17 protein-coding genes and 1 pseudogene are annotated in these 19,335 nt (G+C 44.9%); 12 read left to right on the top strand and 6 right to left on the bottom strand.

The genetic code is table 11. From position 1 onward, the window contains the following. Nucleotides 1–41: 41 nt before the first annotated feature. On the bottom strand, nt 42–2,255 hold the full coding sequence (locus L5L98_RS17070; protein WP_263142512.1) for a M3 family metallopeptidase: 2,214 nt from the start codon (nt 2,253–2,255) through the stop codon (nt 42–44). A gap of 241 nt (nt 2,256–2,496) precedes the next feature. On the opposite strand from L5L98_RS17070, the pseudogene L5L98_RS17065 reads away from it, so the two are divergent. The 3 genes and pseudogenes from L5L98_RS17065 to L5L98_RS17055 form a co-directional block, all read left to right on the top strand. Next, nucleotides 2,497–2,710: pseudogene (locus L5L98_RS17065) on the top strand (hypothetical protein); the annotation flags it as partial. A 568-nt stretch (nt 2,711–3,278) separates the two neighbouring features. Continuing rightward, entirely contained in the window at nt 3,279–4,091 is an 813-nt protein-coding gene (locus tag L5L98_RS17060) for a hypothetical protein (RefSeq protein WP_263142510.1), read from the top strand. Nucleotides 4,092–4,288: 197 nt separating this feature from the next. Beyond that, on the top strand, nt 4,289–4,588 hold the full coding sequence (locus L5L98_RS17055; RefSeq protein ID WP_263142508.1) for a hypothetical protein: 300 nt from the start codon (nt 4,289–4,291) through the stop codon (nt 4,586–4,588). A 702-nt stretch (nt 4,589–5,290) separates the two neighbouring features. Here the strand turns inward: L5L98_RS17055 and ggt are convergent. Continuing rightward, nucleotides 5,291–7,030 carry a gamma-glutamyltransferase gene (ggt, locus tag L5L98_RS17050; RefSeq protein WP_263142506.1) on the bottom strand — a complete coding sequence of 580 codons (1,740 nt, stop codon included), beginning with the start codon at nt 7,028–7,030 and terminating at the stop codon, nt 5,291–5,293. A 108-nt stretch (nt 7,031–7,138) separates the two neighbouring features. On the opposite strand from ggt, the gene L5L98_RS17045 reads away from it, so the two are divergent. Beyond that, nucleotides 7,139–8,479: a GNAT family N-acetyltransferase gene (locus L5L98_RS17045; RefSeq protein WP_263142504.1), complete on the top strand. Its 1,341-nt coding sequence runs from the start codon at nt 7,139–7,141 to the stop codon at nt 8,477–8,479. Between the two features lie 74 nt (nt 8,480–8,553). On the opposite strand, the gene L5L98_RS17040 is transcribed toward L5L98_RS17045, so the two are convergent. Together L5L98_RS17040 and L5L98_RS17035 are read right to left on the bottom strand one after the other, a co-directional pair. Next, nucleotides 8,554–9,177, bottom strand: a complete 624-nt coding sequence (locus tag L5L98_RS17040) for a LysE family translocator (RefSeq protein WP_219251667.1) — start codon at nt 9,175–9,177, stop codon at nt 8,554–8,556. Between the two features lie 225 nt (nt 9,178–9,402). Next, nucleotides 9,403–9,873, bottom strand: a complete 471-nt coding sequence (locus L5L98_RS17035) for a hypothetical protein (protein ID WP_263142501.1) — start codon at nt 9,871–9,873, stop codon at nt 9,403–9,405. A 297-nt stretch (nt 9,874–10,170) separates the two neighbouring features. On the opposite strand from L5L98_RS17035, the gene L5L98_RS17030 reads away from it, so the two are divergent. The 6 genes from L5L98_RS17030 (at nt 10,171) to L5L98_RS17005 (ending at nt 14,682) form a co-directional block, all read left to right on the top strand. Continuing rightward, a complete protein-coding gene (locus tag L5L98_RS17030; protein WP_263142500.1) occupies nt 10,171–10,704 on the top strand; it encodes a YbhB/YbcL family Raf kinase inhibitor-like protein in 534 nt (177 codons plus the stop codon). A gap of 11 nt (nt 10,705–10,715) precedes the next feature. Next, nucleotides 10,716–11,882, top strand: coding sequence for a major royal jelly family protein (locus L5L98_RS17025; protein ID WP_263142499.1), 1,167 nt, complete (start codon nt 10,716–10,718; stop codon nt 11,880–11,882). Nucleotides 11,883–12,023: 141 nt separating this feature from the next. Further along, complete coding sequence (locus L5L98_RS17020) at nt 12,024–12,500, top strand: VOC family protein (protein WP_028759587.1); 477 nt, start codon at nt 12,024–12,026, stop codon at nt 12,498–12,500. Continuing rightward, nucleotides 12,487–13,356, top strand: coding sequence for a glycine betaine ABC transporter substrate-binding protein (locus L5L98_RS17015; protein ID WP_263142498.1), 870 nt, complete (start codon nt 12,487–12,489; stop codon nt 13,354–13,356). The genes L5L98_RS17020 and L5L98_RS17015 overlap by 14 nt, the downstream gene beginning before the upstream one ends. A 116-nt stretch (nt 13,357–13,472) precedes the next feature. Next, nucleotides 13,473–13,958, top strand: coding sequence for an Atu1372/SO_1960 family protein (locus tag L5L98_RS17010; RefSeq protein WP_263142497.1), 486 nt, complete (start codon nt 13,473–13,475; stop codon nt 13,956–13,958). 169 nt (nt 13,959–14,127) lie between these two features. Continuing rightward, nucleotides 14,128–14,682: a sugar O-acetyltransferase gene (locus L5L98_RS17005; protein ID WP_219251665.1), complete on the top strand. Its 555-nt coding sequence runs from the start codon at nt 14,128–14,130 to the stop codon at nt 14,680–14,682. 124 nt (nt 14,683–14,806) lie between these two features. On the opposite strand, the gene hppD is transcribed toward L5L98_RS17005, so the two are convergent. Then, a complete protein-coding gene (hppD, locus tag L5L98_RS17000; protein ID WP_263142495.1) occupies nt 14,807–15,847 on the bottom strand; it encodes a 4-hydroxyphenylpyruvate dioxygenase in 1,041 nt (346 codons plus the stop codon). Between the two features lie 76 nt (nt 15,848–15,923). Beyond that, nucleotides 15,924–17,084 carry a homogentisate 1,2-dioxygenase gene (locus L5L98_RS16995; RefSeq protein ID WP_263142494.1) on the bottom strand — a complete coding sequence of 387 codons (1,161 nt, stop codon included), beginning with the start codon at nt 17,082–17,084 and terminating at the stop codon, nt 15,924–15,926. 207 nt (nt 17,085–17,291) lie between these two features. Between L5L98_RS16995 and L5L98_RS16990 the strand changes: the two genes are divergently transcribed. Both L5L98_RS16990 and L5L98_RS16985 read left to right on the top strand, forming a co-directional pair. Further along, entirely contained in the window at nt 17,292–18,206 is a 915-nt protein-coding gene (locus tag L5L98_RS16990) for a LysR family transcriptional regulator (protein WP_263142493.1), read from the top strand. A 256-nt stretch (nt 18,207–18,462) separates the two neighbouring features. Further along, nucleotides 18,463–19,257 (top strand): TIGR00266 family protein, encoded by a 795-nt coding sequence (locus tag L5L98_RS16985; protein ID WP_113940919.1) that lies wholly within the window; start codon nt 18,463–18,465, stop codon nt 19,255–19,257. Nucleotides 19,258–19,335: the final 78 nt, after the last annotated feature.

Raw genomic sequence — 19,335 nt, 5'->3', positions numbered from 1 at the left:
TTATGATATTTAAAACTTCAATTTAGAGGGATGATGTTATGTTACTCGGCCAGTAATCCGCGGCTACGCAGTAGCGGCTCGATACCGGCCTCTTTACCGCGGAAGTTTTTATACATCAGCATAGGATCATCGCTGCCGCCTTTCGAAAGGATATTGTTACGGAAGGAGTCCGCAGTGGCCTTGTCGAAAATGCCGTTTTCTTTAAAGGCTTCGAAAGCATCCGCACCTAAAATATCCGACCAGAGGTAGCTGTAGTAGCCTGCTGAATAACCGCCTGCGAAAATATGCGAGAAGTAAGTGCTGCGATAGCGTGGGCTAATTTCCTCAATCAGTCTCATTGCTGCTAACGAGTCCGCCTCAAACTTGGCCGCATCCTTTGGCGTTGTATCGGTTAGTGTGTGCCAATCTAAATCGAGTTTAGTGGCCGCCATGTATTCAACGGTAGAAAAACCTTGGTTGAACTTGCTGGCCGCTTGGATTTTCTGTACTAGCTCCTGCGGGATCACTTCGCCGGTTTTGTAGTGCTTGGCAAATTGGGCTAACACTTCTGGCTGAGTCATCCAGTTTTCATTCACTTGCGATGGGAACTCAACGTAATCGCGAGGTACGGCGGTGCCGCCCTGTGAGCGATATTCGACGTTCGATAACATGCCGTGTAGTGCGTGGCCAAATTCGTGGAATAGTGTGCTGGCTTCATCGAAAGTCAGCAACGCTGGCTCATTACCCGCTGGTCGAGGGTAGTTTAATACGTTGACAATAATAGGTTTAGAATCAACGCCATTCATATTGTATTGCTTGCGGAAGGAGTTCATCCAAGCGCCGCCACGTTTGCTGTCACGGGTGAAATAGTCACCCATAAAGATGGCCATCAGTTTGCCGTCTTTATCGTAAACTTCCCAAGTACGAACTTCTGCATTGTATTTGGGTAAGTCGGTACGTTCTTTAAAGGTCAAACCGTACAAACGGTTAGCCGTGTAGAACACGCCTTTTAATGTACTGTCGAGGGAGAAATACGGGCGAGTTTGTTGCTCGTTAAAGCTGTACTTAGCGACACGAATTTTGTCGGCGTAGTAATCCCAGTCCCACGCTTGCAGCTTAAAATTGCCACCTTGAGCGTCAATCATGGCTTGCATATCAGCCACTTCGTTTTTGGCTTGGGCCAATGCCGCTGGCCATACTTTATTGAGTAAACCGTAGACGTTTTCTGGTGTTTTAGCTGTGCGTTCTTCTAACACGAAATCCGCATGGGTTTTATAGCCCATCAGTTGAGCACGTTCAGCACGCAGGGCAGCAATCTTAGCGAGGATAATCTTGTTATCGTTGGCGTTATTGTTGTTACCGCGCTCGATATAGCCTTTGTAGAGTTTTTCACGTAACTTGCGATTATCGGCATAGGTCAAAAAAGGCGTAATAGAAGGGCGAGACGTGGTAAATACCCACTTGCCTTCATGGCCACGTTTTTTGGCGGTTTCAAAGGCAGTGGCAATCACATCTGCGGGTAAACCCGCGAGATCGGCTTTACTATCAACCACTAATTCGAAGGCATTGGTTTCGGCTAATAGATTGTCACCGAAGGTTAAATTGAGTTTGCCAATTTCTTCGTTCAGCGCGCGCAGTTTGGTTTTATCTGGCTCGCTTAAGTTCGCGCCGCCACGGGTGAAAGATTTATAGGTATCTTCCAGCAATTTGGCTTGGGCTGTGCTGAGCTTCAGGTTGTCTTTTGCGTCGTGGACGGCTTTAACTTTTTGAAACAGTTTGTCATTAAGCAAAATATCGTCTTCGGCGGACGATAACATAGGCGACACTTCTTTCGAGAGTGCTTGCAATGCTTCATTCGTATCCGCGCCCGTCAGGTTAAAGAAGACGTTAGAAACGCGCGTCACTAGATCGCCAGAAAACTCCATGGCTTCAATCGTATTGGCGAAGGTGGGTTTGGCTTTATTATCAACAATTGCTTGAATTTGTTCGTGTTGTTGGGCGATTCCCGCTTTAAATGCGGGGAGGAAATGCTCAGGCTTGATTTTATCGAAGGCCGGAATTTCCATAAAAGTATCATAGGGTTTAAAGAATGGATTAGTCGCATTCTGGCTGATAATTTGCGCTGACACTGCATTTGGCGCCGCACTTGTTTGAACACTGGCATCGGGTTGTTGTGTGCTACAAGCGCCCAAAGTTAAGGCTAAAGCGATAGCACTTAGCGTGAGCTTAGCAGTGCGTGGCATGAGGGCTTGCGGTTTGAGGGTTAGTCCCTTCATTATTTGTTCCCCGTTAGGTCAATATTGTTATGGATGTTTGCATGATGATGGCCTTGGATTTCAGGAAAAAATTGAAGTCTACGTGCGGCTAAAACCATTAAATTAAGCTTAATATGACTGTTTAACATGTATCGGACTAGGGGTTCCATCGATTTTGTGTTTAGTTTGTAACAAATGTTTTGTTTCAGGCTTTTAAGCAAAAAATGATGGCAAACTGGGCGAGGATATTACCGCGTCTCAGGCACGTTTTCTTGGCTTAGTTGACCCTAAACCCATTGCAATTGGCGGCTCAACGAACAGTAAATTATTCCCCAATGTTTTAAGTTTTGGCACCGCCATGCTGGGCGTGAGATACACAGGCCATATTGAAAAAAAGTTCATCACCCATAAGCAATTAATGCTGAACATTAAAAATGTATACCGCAGCATTTATCGAGCTATCGGCGGTGAAATAGTGATCTCTACCATTACAAACTTCGTTTGAATTCTTTAATCACAATCAAAGTCGTGGGGTTTCACCCCCTGATGTTTAATTAAGAGTCGAGCAAGGAGGACTGCTCGTCCTATCCTCCTTGGATGCTCCATGACGCCCCCAACGGTGTTGAGAGCCCCTTGTGCTCATTGCCAAATTTGCTATTGCTTCCGAAGGATGCGTCCCTGCACCTGCGAAAGCTAGTCGGTCATCCATGACTGAACTCACGCACTCTTTATTAAATCAAGAGCTCTATTCGCCCTGCGGCAACTCCGAGGGGAGGTGTATTCCTTGGAGTTTAGAGTCGTTAGATAGCAATTCATCAGCAAAAAATAAGTGCGAAAAATGAGAAAGCTAAAACGATATCAAGTGATTACCCATCAAACTGTATAAAAAACCGCTTCCGCAAAAAAGCAAATTCCTATAGCATCATTTATACCAATTGACATGGATGTGGCAGCGGCCATATTTGAGATTTAGTAAGCAATTTATGCCCTGCAAACAGCGCTGCGCATAAATACTAAGACGTTAGGCAAAAAAGGATAGCATTCGTGAATATCTACAATGAAATAGAAAATAAAGTTCTGGATATAAATTGTATTTCAATGACGCTAATCCAATGTAACGCAGAGTGCTCAATGATTTTTACTGGAACTGGGTTTATTAAACAAAACAGTGAAGGTATATTAAACTTTAGGCTTTTATATGATGGACGGCAGGAGCAATCAATACAAGCCAGGCTAGCATTCCGTGACTCATTATCTGCCGGTTCAATTATTCCAGAAGAGCATTTCTTTGATCTTGAAGCTACAGATATTCACGGGAATAAATGGTATTCAGAGAAAATATATTTAAGTGTTGATATTAATGTAAGTCACAATACTGGTGTTATAAGTTCTTATTTAGACTCTCTTAGGCTTGAAAAGCCAGCAAAGGAAAAAGAAGATGCCAGTTTTTCGATAGCTTGTTTAGGCGATTACAGAATACCGTATTCTGTAATGAGACCATGTGGAAATGGTGGTAGCAGACTATGTGAAACTAATATCGAACTTGATGGTGTCAGTGTAAATGTGGTTAATGAAGATAAAGTATTGTATATCTCTGTTAGTTCCTGCGATGTTTCTCGCCAAAAATGTTTTGAAACCTCCATTATTCAGTCTTTAGGCATTCTTCTTGGGAAAAGGTTGCCTGTACTATATGTAGTGAGGGATAAAAATGGAAAAAAAGAAACTGAAATTAAGTCTGATATATATATCAGAGATGGAACGCTAGAAAGCCCAATACATATATATCATCCCGCAAGGAAATGTGACTTTGATAGTTTTTTACAGTCGTATTGTAAAAATACATTACAGGTGAAATAGATACCTTATATGGATTTTGGTATAAATTATTTAATGTTTCAAATAGTGTTCTTGAAGCAAGCACACTATCTTGCGGTGTTGCAATAGAAGGGATAATAAGAGCATATTATGAAGATAGATTCCCTGTTACATCTGCTGAATTAGAAGCTATTTCAGAAGCTAAATCATCATTAAAGAAGCTAGAAATTAATCAAGAAGTGAAGAATAAACTTCAAAACTCACTGGGTAATTTTAAAACTAAGTCTCCTAAGAGAGTTATGTTTGAAATTTGTGAAGAGATAGGACTAGCCGATACCTTAGTCAAAGATTGGTCTGATATGCGAAACAAATCTGCTCATGCTTCGGATGTTGATCTTAACAAGTCTGAATTTGAAGTGGCGTTGTTAAGATATAAACGTTGTTTATATTTTTTCTATCGCATAATGTTTGACATCATAGAGTATCGAGGTAAATGTATTGATTACTCAGCAGATAATCTTCCAGATATTTCAGTATAAATTGCCTAGCAAGGTAATTAAATCTAACTAAAATAGTTGGTTAGGTTTCGCTTCGCTACACATTATAACCCACCATTTTAGTCCGCTTATTGCGGCGTTACCCATAGAAATTTTAATTCGAATTCACTAATTCGAGCTAAAGTCTAACTTGGAAATGTCCAAAAGCGTGCTGCGTAAGGCTTTTAAATCTACAGATTACGCTAATGCCAAAAAGGTGCGCCATGGTGATTTGCGAGACGACCGTCCGCCCCATGGACGGGGCGGTCGAGCATCCACGGACGGACTGGCTGCGAGTCGGAGAGTGAATGCCATGGCAAGCCTATATGAGTGGATACCAGCCAACGCAAGTGTCCCAACGATAGAAATAACTGGCCACCCAGTACAATTCACCTACATGTTTTGTCTTGAAGTGAGTTGCGTTTAGTATGATATTTCATGATTCAGTTGCAGCGTCACTAAAGTAAAAAAACAATGAAAATCAGCACAATAACTTTTCCTCGCAATAAAAGCCCTGCTTATACAGTGATGTATAGCAGGGCTTTTTTAAGCGAGAGTTTGCATTCACTGAGCGGAAGGACAAGCTTTACTCAGGGTTTATGACCTAGTTCGAATAGGTCATAAATCCTTTTATCTCATTCACTTCTTTATCTCACTCATCTCTTTACACTCATCTCTTTCACTAACATTGGCATCATGGGGATGCTAGTAGCCGATAGCTTCGCTACCTGAGTGGCGCGGATCAGACGCACCAAAAATTCCTTGTTCGGTCACCATGATTGATTGTGTACTGCCCATAGCGGATTGAACTTTTACCTTGTGTCCTTTGGCTTCGAGTAGGGAAATGGTATCGCGATTAAAGCTGGACTCGACTCGCAATTCATCGGGTTGCCATTGATGATGAACCCGCGCCGCATTACTGGCTTCGGCGATGTTTAATCCATGGTCGATCACATTCATGATGATCTGCAGTGTGGTGGTGATAATGCGCGAACCACCTGGACTGCCAGTGACGAGGAAGGGTTTGCCATCCTTCATTACTATTGTTGGGCTCATTGAACTGAGTGGGCGCTTATTGCCTTCGACCGCATTGGCATCACCGCCCACTAAACCGTAGCCGTTTGGCACGCCGGGTTTGGCAGAGAAATCATCCATCTCGTTATTGAGCAGAATCCCTGTTCCCTTCGCCACTAAACCTGAGCCGTAGCTGAAGTTTAAGGTGTAAGTATTTGAAACTGCATTACCCCATTTATCGACTACCGAGAAGTGAGTGGTTTGATCGCTCTCATAGGGCGCGAGCTTGCCGGGCTTGATTTCAGCACTCGGTGTTGCCTTATTCATCGCAATTTGGCTGGCGATTTTTTGGGCGTAGTCCTTACTGGTTAAGGCTCTGACGGGCACCTTATAAAAGTCGGGATCGCCTAAGTATTCGCTGCGATCGCTATAGGCGTACTTCATGGTTTCTGCCATCAGATGAATCGTCTGGGCGGTATTGTGGCCGAGTTTGTCTATTGGGAATTGCTGCAATACGTTGAGCATTTCGATGATGTGCACGCCGCCCGATGATGGCGGTGGCATAGACACAACCTCATAGCCACGGTATTCGCCGCGCACGGGTTCACGTTCCACAACCTTATAATTTTTAAGGTCGTCTAAGGTCATAATGCCGCCAGCGTCTTTCACCGCATTGATGAGCTTAGTGGCGGTTTCACCTTCGTAGAATCCTTTGGTGCCTTTTTCAGCGATAAGACTTAACGAATGGGCAAGTTCAGGTTGTTTAAGAATATCATCCACTTGATAGTCACTGCCGTCAGCTTTGTAGAAGATAGCGGCCGTGGTTGGCCATTGGGCCATGCGGCGTTTGAGGCCTGCAAGGGATTGGGCAAGATCTGGGGTGATGTTAATGCCTTCCTGCGCCATTTTAATCGCGGGTGCCGTAACTTGGGCGAGAGTCATAGTGCCATATTTTTCAAGGGCTAAGCTCATGCCCATCACAGTACCTGGCACACCCACGGCAAGACCGTGTTCGCGGCTTAGTTTTTCAACTGCATCACCATTTTCGTCGAGGAAAATGTTTTTCTTGGCTTTAGAAGGAGCCATTTCACGGTAATCGATAGCGATGGTTTTGTTTTCTTTGGCAATATGCACCAGCATAAAACCGCCGCCACCGATATTGCCAGCACGGGGTAAGGTGACTGCCAAACTGAAGGCGACAGCCACGGCGGCGTCAACCGCATTACCGCCTTGCTTTAGGATCTCAACGCCGGTGCGACTGGCGAGAGTTTCTTGGCTTGCGACCATGCCATGCTTAGCCCACACAGGTTGTGCGGTGGCCATCTGGCTGAAAATTGGCGATTCATCGGCAAGCAGACTGGGAGATGATAGTAAGGGAAGCGCCATCGCAATGGCGAGAATAAGAGGTCTAAAAGGTCTTGTTGGACGCATACTCAATCCTGAATTTATTTTAATTATGGCTATGCAATGTGCCGAGAATTAGGCTTAATTGCAACCTCGTATACTTGTTCACACCAGTAAAGGACGATAATTTACCCAATGAGACAGCTTATCTTGGCTTTTGCGAGCTCAATGTCGGATATTTCGGCCAGTGCGTGGAATGCTGCCATGGGTGAGGCGAATCCCTTTTGCCGCCATGAGTTTCTGTTGGCACTTGAGCAAAGCCGTTCCGCCTGCACTGCAACCGGTTGGACGCCTCGACATTTATGCGTGTTCGATGCGGGTGACACATTAAATGATGTCGCCAGCAAGGATAAAAGCTTGTCGCCTTTGGCTGAAGGAGGGGTTATCAGTGTGCAAACTGCTAAGCACTTCAATCAGTTTCCACTTATTGCCGTCATGCCCTTGTACCAAAAATCCCACTCCTACGGTGAGTATGTGTTCGATTGGGCGTGGGCCGAAGCCTATGAGCGCCATGGGCTCGATTACTATCCCAAATGGGTGAATGCGATCCCTTTTACCCCAGTGCAAGGTCAACGGATGGGCATTCATCCCGCATTAGATCGCGCCGAACAACTGCGCGTGGCGGCATTACTGCTGATGACATTGAATCGCCGACTAATATCAGCGCAGGATAATCTCGTACTTGAGGAAGCTATTCTTAATGAGCCAGAGCAGGGCTATACCCCAATTTCCTCATGGCACAGCCTGTTTGTTACCCCAACACAAACGCCGTTATTTGAAAGTTTGCCAAATTCGCTGTTAAAACGCTTAGGTACTCAGTTCCACTGGCATAATCGCAGTTATCGGGATTTTAATGATTTTCTGGCGGGCTTTAGTTCCCGTAAGCGTAAAAATATCTTGAAGGAGCGGGCGCAGTTACAGCCTTTTAATCTTAAGTTTCAGTTTGTCGAAGGGGAGCAGATCACCGCTTCGCAATGGCAGACTTTTATCCAATGTTATCAATTAACTTACCTTAAACGCTCCGGTCATCGCGGCTATTTAACGCCAACCTTTTTTCAGCAGTTGGGGGCACAACTCGCTGCGCAAGTCCTACTCTTGGTGGTTGAAGATGCAAAGGGCGAGATGGTCGCTGGCGCCTTGTATCTCAAAGGTGAGAATACCCGAGGGCAGAAATGCTTATATGGTCGTTATTGGGGGACGACGGTTGAGCTTGACGGTTTACATTTTGAGGCCTGTTATTATCAAGGTATTCAATATTGTATTGAACATGAGTTTCAAGTGTTTGATGCGGGCGCACAGGGGGAACATAAGGTGCTGCGTGGCTTTGAACCCGTAGTAATGTATTCCTACCATAACATCGCCCATTTGGGATTTAAGGCGGCGATTGCCGACTTTGTTGAGCAAGAAACACTGCAAATGCAGCAATATATGGTGCAGATGCAGGATGTGTTGCCCTACAAAAATGCGCCTTCATAAAGACCGAGTTAACGGGACTTTATTGGGCTCATTTTAGGTAGAACGGGTTACATTTAAGCGGTTAGTTCAAACCGTTAGCTCATGGCTAACCAAACACCTACGCCTATCATTAGGCTGCCCGCAATGCGGTTTAACCAGCGAATATTATCACCACGGCTCAAGAAGATGCGCAGGCTTTTGCCACCACTGGCGTAGGCGAGCATAGAGGTAAATTCGGTCACCATGATAATGCTCAGTAAGGCGAGGAGCTGCGGCGCGACGTCGCGCTCGGCATTGATAAAAGGGGGCAATAGCGACACCATAAATGCCCAACCTTTAGGATTGGCAATGGCGGTAATAAAGCCTTGAGAGATCAAGGTGAAATTGCTGGCTCTGGGGTTAGTGTCATCATCACTTAATATGGCCATCTTGCCGCGCGCGCGCCACATCTGTACGCCGATATAGCCTAAATAAATCCCGCCGATCCATTTAAAAATTTGAAATACTTCGGGATAGTTGAGCATGATACTGGCCACGCCCATCACGGCGGCTGTCGCTACTAACGCTACGCCTACCAGTTCACCCAACATCATCCACAGGGTGCGGCGCACACCTATGCTCATACCCAGGGTCATGGCGAGTGTCATGCACATGCCCGGAGTGATAGAAACAAAGAAAAAAGTCGGGATAAACACAGCGAGTAAGGCAAAATCAGGCATGGTTTGGTCATTCTTGGGTGAAGATGAGAAGGTCGATAGTGTAATGAAAACGGCGGATTTAGCCAATCTGCTTATTTTGAACTTGCTCTCTTTAAATGTAATCGGTTGTGTTGGCTGGCGATATTTCACGCAAAAAGCATATTGTAGTTATTATTAACAATATGCTCACTAACCCCATTGTGATTAATTCTGCAGTTGTTCGGTTAACAGCGATTAACTTCATAGTTAACAAGATAAGACATTGACTGTAGGTTCTACATCAGTATCGATCAAGTAGACACTATCGGCGCCCACTATATAATAACTGTATAGGTCTTGGTAAATATGTTCGCCTAATTCACCATAATAAGGACGGCGTGCATTTTTTACCGACTTCCATATTGGCCAAGGTAAAGAAAAATAATCGGCATTGGATTGATTCGTGATATTTAAATCTGAATCAATAGGGAATGGCGTATTGCATTTATCATCATGTTGAATATCACTTATGTTATCTAAGAAGGTTTGATAACTTGACTCATCAATTACTTGTATTCCTGATATCGTAGGGAAATATAATTCCATCGTGAATGCATCGTTATCAAGTTCCTGCCACAGTATGGTTAAAGATAAATGGTCTAATCTGCAACTCAGGTTCGGGTGTGGTTTTAGGTTTCTGTTCAAGGGAAACCAAGGTTGATAAGCCGCTTTAATCATAGCGAATCCTCGTTATATTATTGTATTAAGAACATATCTTAGTCGTTTGGTTGTTACTTTTTTGCATTATTTTTGCTGAAAGTACCATAACCTAAAAATAACTGAGAAGCATGTTGAGATTATCCAATATTTTTTGAAACTCATATCAACCAAATGCGCCTTATCAATCATAATTTGATTGATATGCTAACCCACATTCTCAAATCAATGGTTAATGACTGTTCTAGGACAGTTCAAAAATGGGTTCAGCACATTATGAAATCGCCTTATTTCTCCTCTTTTAAAAAGACTCTCTTGGTGACTGTCGCTTTGGCCGCCAGTATTAATTACGTTATGGCTGACGACAGTGCCTCTGCGTTTAGTCTCGAAAGTAATTTAGCTGATAATTCAAGGTTCCCTCCTGAGTATTATTGGAATCAATTTGGTTGTTCGGGCGAAAATATTGCGCCGCGTTTAACTTGGCAAAATGTACCTGCCGGTACCAAGAGCTTTGCTGTCACTTTATATGATAAAGATGCGCCTACTGGCAGTGGTTTTTGGCACCGTGTTGTGTATGACATTCCGGCACAGGTGTCGACTCTCGCAGGTGGTGTGAATGGCGGAGCACTACCCAGTGGTGCCATTGAAGCTAATACCGATTTAGCTAAACCTGGATTCTTTGGACCTTGTCCACCAGAGGGACGTGAACACAGCTATGTATGGACAGTGCATGCTTTGGATGTGGCGCAGTTGCCGATAGACAAGGGATCAACGCCCGCTTTGGTGGGATTCTATCTTTGGCAGCATAGATTAGGCGAAGCAAGTTTAACGCTTTTAGCTGGCCCACGTTAGGAGGAATGAAGATGACCATATTATCTACGCGCATTACATACCCAATGTTATCAAAGGTTTTTACACTACTGGCAACCAGTTTGTTGTGTTCTCACTCATGGGCGACACAGACTGAGCCGCTGGCAAAAATGGAAGTCTTTGCCGAACTTGATGGGGCTGTGGGCGGTATTACTTTCACATCAGATGAACGATTGATTTTCAGTTATCACCCTTTCTATCAACCTAATATTAAGGTGGCTGAACTTTTAGCGGATGGTAGTACTAAGCCATTTCCTAATTCGGATTGGCAGCAATGCCATGATCCGCAGGGCAAAGCGAAAGAACCTGACACTTGCCTTAATTGGGTTTTAGGGCTGCGAACCGACGATCAAGACAGAGTTAGGCTATTAGACTCTGGCCAGCAGGCGCCACGTATTGAGCCTAAATTAGTGGCGTGGGATACCAAGAAAAACCAATTAGATCGCATTATTCATTTGCCCGCGCCAGTCTCTCTTCCTGAGTCACAACATAATGACTTTGTTATCTCATCTCGATATCAAGCGATTGTGATTGCCGATGAGGGGATTGGCACGGGTCCCATTGGTGAAAAGGCTGCGTTGGTGGTTGTGGACTTAAATACAGGGAAAAGTCGGCGCCTATTACAGGGTGATAACAGTGTGATGCCAGACTTACAGCGGCCACTGATTATCGATAAAGACTCAAAAGATAGAAAGCAGATTGAAGTCTATGTGGGTGCCGATGGCATTGCTTTAGATAAAACCCAAACATGGCTCTACTTTGCCCCGATGAATAAAGACAAAGTTTACCGTGTGCGGATGACAGATCTCATCAATCCTTCGTTAACGCCTGCGGCACTCTCTGCCAAAGTGGAGGCTTATGCCGATAAGCCCGACAACGGTGGCTTAAGTATTGATGAAGCGAATAATTTGTATCTAACGGAAGTGGGAGAGCGGGCCATTGGCGTGATCCCTGCTGATTCTCGCCAGTATCGCACTTATGTCCATGATGAACGTATGGTTTGGCCCGACGGTGTGAGTTATGGCAAGCAAGGTTATTTGTACTCTGGGGCTGCGCAATTACCGTTATCGGCGCCATTAAACAATGGCAAAGCTGAAAACAGTCCACCTTATTATATTTTCCGTTTTAAGCCGTTAGCGGCGGGCGTTCGTGGTAATTAACCTTAACCATTAATCTTATAACCTTACGTCAAGTGCTTATCTGAACTGAATTTATTCACACGATTTTTGCGGATTAAAACGGTTTGGATTTGCACTTGGTTATACCGAGTCACTGAGTCACGACATCCAGAGGATGACAATATGAACATTATCGGATTGGATCACTTTACCATCAGAACCCCCAAACTGGTTGAAACGCTGTTGTTTTATCAAGTCATTCTTGGATTGAAATTAGGTTGGCGGCCACAGTTTGGTTTTCCTGGACATTGGCTCTATGCCTCAAATAAGCCCATTTTGCATTTAGTGGAAGCGGGCGATCAGGCGCTAGATGCCTACTTAGGGGAAAGCAGAAATATTTATGGCTCGGGACGTGTTGACCATTTGTCGTTTCGTGGCACGGATTTACACCAGATGCAGCAGCATTTATGCCAGCAGAGGATGATTTTTCAGGAACGAATTGTGCCTGAGATTGGTGAGCATCAGTTGTTCCTTGAAGATCCGAATGGCATCAAAGTAGAGATGATATTCCCCTATGCAAAGGATAACGCAATCGTAGGGATTGTGATGGATAGGCTCACTATTTTAGACACCAAGGAGCCTGAACATGGCGGAGATTAATGTCTTTAGAAGGCAATTATTGCAAACGTTGGGATTGGGCAGTTTGGCATCATTGGCATTATTTCCTCGAGGTGCGATGGGTATGAATTCATTGAATAAGAGTACAAATATGGAGAGCTCACAGGGTAAGCCGATGATTCGCATGGGAGTGACGGACTTAAGTTTTCATCGCGTCACCGCCGCTGTGGTGGCCCATGTGATAGGGATTATGGGCAAAGAGGTGCAACGAAGCTATGCATTGCACGAGGCTAATTTTGAGCAGCTAGGTGAAGGTAAAGTGGATATGCTGTGTTCAGCATGGCTGCCCCATAGCCATGGGATTTATCGACAAGGTGTCGAAGAGCGAGTTGCTACGCGGCAACTCGGACTACATTATGAGCCCTATGCGCTCTGGGGCGTACCCGATTATGTGCCTGCAGAGCAAGTGTCGAGCATTGAGGATTTACTCAAGCCTGACGTGCAGCAACATATGCGGCCTATCATTCAAGGGATTGGTGAGGGGGCGGGGATCACGCGATTTTCTAAAAATATCATGACGCAATATGGATTAACGGCGGCAGGTTATCAATTTAGAACAGGCACTCAAGCCGACTGTGTCGCGGCTTTTGAGTCTGCCGTAGCGGTAAACGAGTGGGTGATCGTTCCTTTGTGGCATCCACAATTTTTACACCATCAATACGGTATTCGCGATCTTCAGGACCCTAAAGGTTTACTCGGGGGAAAAGATAAAGCGGTATTGCTCGCCCGTGAACGCGAGTTAGCGGTTAATTTCTCGCCCGTACAAATTCAGGTACTTGATAATATAGTATTATCGAATCAAATGGTTGCAGAACTCGATTATGCGGTTAATCGATAAGCAATGACGGAAGATGAGGCCGCTGCGAACTGGCTGACAGTCAATCCTCAGCATTTGACGACCTGGTTAGCCCCGCTGCTTAATCCTGCGAATGCCTCATCTCAGGAGGTGACATTATGATGATCACACCTGAATCGCGGCTAGTAGCGGCAGGGCTTGAACTACCTGAGGTTGCTGCGGCTCTTGGAAATTATGAACCCTATTCAATTGTTGGCAGTCAGTTAATGACCTCGGGTCAGTTTCCCTATTTAGAGGGCGAGCTTCAGTATCAAGGACAATTGGGCGCCGATCATACTGTGAGCGAAGGCTACGCTGCCTGTCGTCTTGCGACCCTAAATGCCATTGCCCAATTGAAACAGGCTTGCGGTGAGCTTTCGCGGATAAAACAAATTTACCGCTTGGAAGGGGTGCTGAATGTGCATCAATCTTGCTTTGAACATCCTAAAGCACTCGAGGGGGCTTCGGATTTATTGCTTGAAATCTTCGGTGAAGCAGGGCGTCACAGCCGGATGATTTGGACAAATCCTGTCATGCCGCTGAACAGTTTGTGTCTAGTGTATTTATTTGCAGAACTCTATTGTGATGACGAACAAAGGCAATGACCTTTGTCTCGATTGAGATTGAATGCTTGAATGTGACTCACATTGGCTGTTAGCTAAATGTTCTGTCAGCAAGACGGGTAGTTCATTCAAGAGCATATGAGGCAGTTCTTGAACTTTCATCAATCGATTGTTAGGGTTAGGTCATCATTGACGGAATGTTGACAATACGATGACTGAGAAACAAAAAATGTTGGCGGGCCAGCCCTATAAGGCTTGGGATAATGAGTTATTGGCTGAGCGGATGCGGGCGAAATCCATTTGTCATCAGTTTAATCTGGCCGAACCGACTTTACTTGATGCCCGAATGGAGCATCTTCGTGGCCTGCTTGATATTCAACACTGTGCCCATATTGAGCCTAATTTCTTTTGCGATTACGGCTATAACATCCATATTGGTAAACAATTTTACGCCAATCATAATCTAACCATATTAGATGTTTGCTCCGTCTCGATTGGCGATAATGTGATGTTTGGTCCCCATGTGATGATTTCTACCGCAACGCATCCTATTAATCCTATCGCGCGGCAAACGACGGAATACGGCGCGCCAATTCAAATCGGCAATAATGTTTGGCTAGGCGGAAACGTCTCTGTACTGCCCGGTGTGACCATTGGTGATAATTGTGTCATTGGTGCTGGTAGTGTCGTGAATAAGAGCATTCCGGCGAACTGTGTGGCGGCGGGGAACCCTTGTAAGGTTATCAAACCTATCGATGTGGACTAGCGCAGGAAAGTTAAAGCCGAGTGATTGGTGTCAAAGCTGATAGTGATTTAGATGACGATATAGATATTCGTAGAAAGAAAAACGGTACGCAGTGCGTACCGTTTTTTATTAGTTGGATGACAATTTACAGTACGCCGCGGCGCATTTGGTCCCGTTCAATTGATTCAAACAGGGCCGTAAAGTTGCCTTCACCAAAACCTAAGTTATTCTTACGTTGGATGATTTCGATGAAAATCGGTCCAAACAGGTTTTTAGTAAATATTTGCAATAAATAGCCTGTATCATCACCATCCACCAGAATTTGGTGATGTTTGATGCGCTCACGATTCTCAGTCACTTGAGGCAACTTGTCGAAAATGGTGTCGTAGTATTCAGGGATGATGTCTAAGCATTGGATTGAGCTGCCTTCCATCGCATCCAGAGATTTTACGATATCGCGGCTTCTAAAGGCTAAATGTTGCACACCTGGGCCATTGTATTCCTTCAGATATTCATCAATTTGGTTTTTATCGCTGCCTTTACCTTCGTTAATCGGGATACAGAAGCTGCCATCGGGCGAACGTAGGGCGTAGGACACTAGCGCGGTTTGTACGCCGCTGATGTCAAAGTAGCGCACTTCAGTAAAACCAAAAATGTTTTTATAGAAGTTAGCCCAATGTTCCATTGTGCCTTTGTAGACGTTGTTGGTTAAGTGATCGACCTCGATAAAGCCTTTCTCTTGGGTGATAATTTGCTCGTCTAAATCTTCAAAATCAGCGGCATAGATATTGTTATCTGCGCCAAAGGTGTCGATGAAATAAATTAAGCTGTCACCAATGCCGTAAATCGCAGGATAAGGCAGATCTTTGTTGGCATCATCGGCGGGTTTTGCACCACGTTCAACGGCAATGCGATAGGCAAAGCCGGCATCTTCTACACGCCAGCCCATAGAACAAATGGCTGGGCCGTGGGATTTAGCAAACTTAGCTGAGAAACCTTCGCGTTCAGTGTTGAGCAGAAAATTAATGTCATTCTGTTTGTAGTACAGGATGTCTTTGTTCTTGGCTTTTTTCAGCAGAGAAAAACCAAAGTCGATAAAGACTTTGTGCATAAAATCAGTATCAGGGCTGGCGAATTCAGTGAATTCGATGCCTAATAAGCCCAGTGGATTTAGTTCGCTTGCCATGTTGTTTTCCTCGTTATTTTAGTGCAACACGCCGTCACTCTAATGACTCCCGCATGGGAGTGCTGGTGGCTTGGGGCTAGTCTTCTAGCCAAGAGCGGTTGTAGTCTTTGCTCATGCAATTTTGTACATGTTCGGTTAATTTCAGTGGGGCGAACGTGTCCACCATCACTGCATATTCATAGGTTTCTTTTTTGCCAATCGAGGCTTCAGTGCGGCCCGGTTGTGGTCCGTGGGCCACGCCTTTTTGATGTAAGGTCATGTAACCCGCTTCAATGCCCGTGCGGCTCATAAAGTCGCCATCGACGTAATACAAGACTTCGTCGCTATCTATGTTGTTGTGGTAATAAGGCGCCGGAATCGATTTAGGGTGGAAATCGTAGGGGCGCGGTACGAAGTTACAAATCACAAAGTTATGGGCGGTAAAGACTAAGTGATCAGAAGGAGGTAGATGGATTTTGCCTACCTTTGGTGCGTATTCTGTGATGTTGAATGCCCAAGGATAAACGCAGCCATCCCAACCCACTAAATCAAAGGGATGCCATTCGAGCGTGGTGAGTTGGTACTTATCGCCAAACTTACACACTAAGGGGAAGGAGCCGCGCTCAACCACAGCATCTTGCAATGTAGGTACGCGTAAATCGCGCTCGCAGTAAGGTGCCGATTCTAATAGCTGACCATACTCGTTACGGAAATGCTTAGGCACTTCCACCATAGAGAATGACTCGATAACGAAAAGTCGCACATTGCTGTAATCGTTGAATTTTAGTTGATAAGTGGTACCGCGTGGGATCACGAGATAGTCCCACTTTTGGATCTTAATCGTGCCGTACTCGCTGTAGAGTGTGCCTTCGCCTTCGTGGACAAAAACCACTTCATCGGCATAGGCGTTACGGTAAAACTCGTCGGTATCGGCGGTGACTTTGGCGGTATAAAGTGCTAAGTCATTGTTATAAAAAATCTTGTTACGGGCGCTGAAAAAATTACCTTCACGGTCGGCGTCGCGGGAATCGAGTTTATAGTTTTGGACCAGCGAGTCTTCCCAATTGGCACCATGGCCTAGGCTATAGGGCGCCACTTCTAATGCTTTGGTTGGCATGTTGTGGTGATATTTATTGGAATAAATATTGGAAAAACCATGGGTTGAGAACAACTCTTCACGGTAAAGCTCGCCGTTTTCCTTTTCAAATGCGATATGGCGCTTATGGGGAATCTGGCCTTGTTTCACATAAAATGGCATGGAGGATCCTTGGTTTTTACAGCGGCGTGAGATTAGCTCTACTTCGCTTGTCGTTATGGTTATGTGATCTTGTTATCAATTTAGTTGCTTGGATGAACAAAAAAAAGAATAATAAATCCGTTATCTCAAGCTAAAAATTAGATGGTATTCTAATCTTTACGAATCGTAGTGTTTCCGTGACATGTTCATTAGAGACAAGGAGTGACCATGCGCATCGATATTGATGCTTTTAATGTGCTGCAAGTGCTGGTGGAAGAGGGCAGTTTTGCCAAGGCGGCGGAGCGATTACACAAGGCGCAATCGGCGGTGAGTTATCAAGTTAAAAAGTTAGAAGAGCACTTAGGTGTGCAACTTTTTAGTCGTGAGCAATATCGTGCGGAACTGACGCAAGAGGGGCGGGTGATTTTGGCCGAGGGGCAAAGGTTACTGCAACACCTTGCAAACATTGAACATCTTGCCAGTCGTTTCAGTGAAGGCTGGGAGCCAAAGTTAGAGCTAGTGATAGATGGAGCCTTGCCGATGGAGCCAATTATGACGGCTTTAAAGCGTATGGCTGAGCATCAAATCCCCACTAAAATTCAGCTCAATATGGAATTTTTAAGCGGTGTACAACACAGATTTGAGCGGGATAATGCCGACTTGATGTTAGTGAAAGATTATCGCACAGGCCCCTACTATCATCCGCAACCTTTGCCTGCAATTACTAGCGTGCTGGTGGCCAGTGCTTCACATCCTTTATCTTTTATTCGCGAAATTAGTTTGTCCGAACTGCAGCAACACGTGGAATTGACTATCGAAGACTCTTCACCCAATAAAAGTTATCGCGATGAAATGCAATTTGGCGGTGATAAAGTGTTTTATCTTTCTGGTTTTATCATGAAAAAGAACGCTTTGTTAAAAGGTTTAGGTTTTGGTTGGTTGCCAGACTTTTTAGTCCAAGAAGAGTTAGCTAAGGGCGAATTAGTTGAAATCGACTTCGTCGGTGGCAGTCGTTTTACGTTTATTCCACAGCTCGTCTCGACCTTAGAGCGTCCGTTAGGCCGTGCGGGACAACTTTTTACCGAGTTGATATTAGAGGAGTTTGCTAAGGCTGAGCAGTTTAATGGCGTGGGTTTGGGTTGATAAGTTTTCACTTGTCATCTTTTGATACAAGTTACCGCATAAAACAATCGCATTTTGACATTTTATGTCATAGATTAATGCCTAGGTCAGATTAAGGCTTAGATTGAGAGTTAAAATAAGGCCTAAATTCAGACTGAGCTTAGATCTAGATTAAGGTCGAGATGAAGAGTGAAATTGAGCCGCGATAGGTAAAGAGCCGTCCATCGGGGTCAATCTAAAGGATAGTAACAAGGAACTGACAGTTAAGGGGAACAGTATGTCTAGACGTTGTCATGAAGTGGATTATGAAATTATCGGCCACAGTATGCAGTTGGTTGAAGTGGAACTCGATCCTAACGAAACCGTGGTCGCTGAAGCGGGCGCGATGAATTATCTAGAGCAAGATATTAGCTTTGAGGCCAAAATGGGCGATGGCTCTGAGCCTGAGTCAGGCTTTTTTGGCAAGTTGGTGGGCGCGGGTAAACGGGCATTGACGGGCGAGAGCATTTTTATGACTCACTTTACCAACCAAGGCAATCAAAAACGTAAAGTCGCCTTTGCCGCCCCTTATCCTGGCACTATCCTAGCGATCGACTTGGCCGAACATGGTGGTGAGCTTATCTGTCAGAAAGACAGTTTTTTGGCTGCGGCTTTAGGTACACGCGTGACGATGAAATTTAATCGCCGCTTAGGTACGGGATTTTTCGGTGGCGAAGGATTTATTCTGCAAAGTCTACAGGGCGATGGTATGGCGTTTATCCATGCGGGCGGCACCTTAGTGAAAAAAGAACTAAAAGGTGAAACCTTAAGAGTTGACACCGGTTGTCTTGTTGCATTTACCTCAGGGATTGATTACGACATAGAGCGCGCAGGCTCATTAAAGTCTATGGTCTTTGGCGGGGAAGGTTTGTTTTTAGCCACACTCAAAGGCCACGGGACGGTTTGGCTACAAAGCTTGCCATTCTCACGTATGGCAGACCGCATTATCGCCCATGCCCCATCAGCGGGTGGCAGTGATCGCGGTGAAGGCTCTGTACTCGGAGGTCTTGGTCGCATGCTCGATGGGCGCTAACACAACATTTTTAATGGGGCGCCTTTATGTAAAAGTAAAAAAAGTGACATATCGAGATTGATGATATGTCACTTCAAA

Source organism: Shewanella sp. SM23 (assembly GCF_025654295.1).
Taxonomy (GTDB): domain Bacteria; phylum Pseudomonadota; class Gammaproteobacteria; order Enterobacterales; family Shewanellaceae; genus Shewanella; species Shewanella oncorhynchi.
This window is presented reverse-complemented; position numbering and strand designations above follow the sequence as displayed.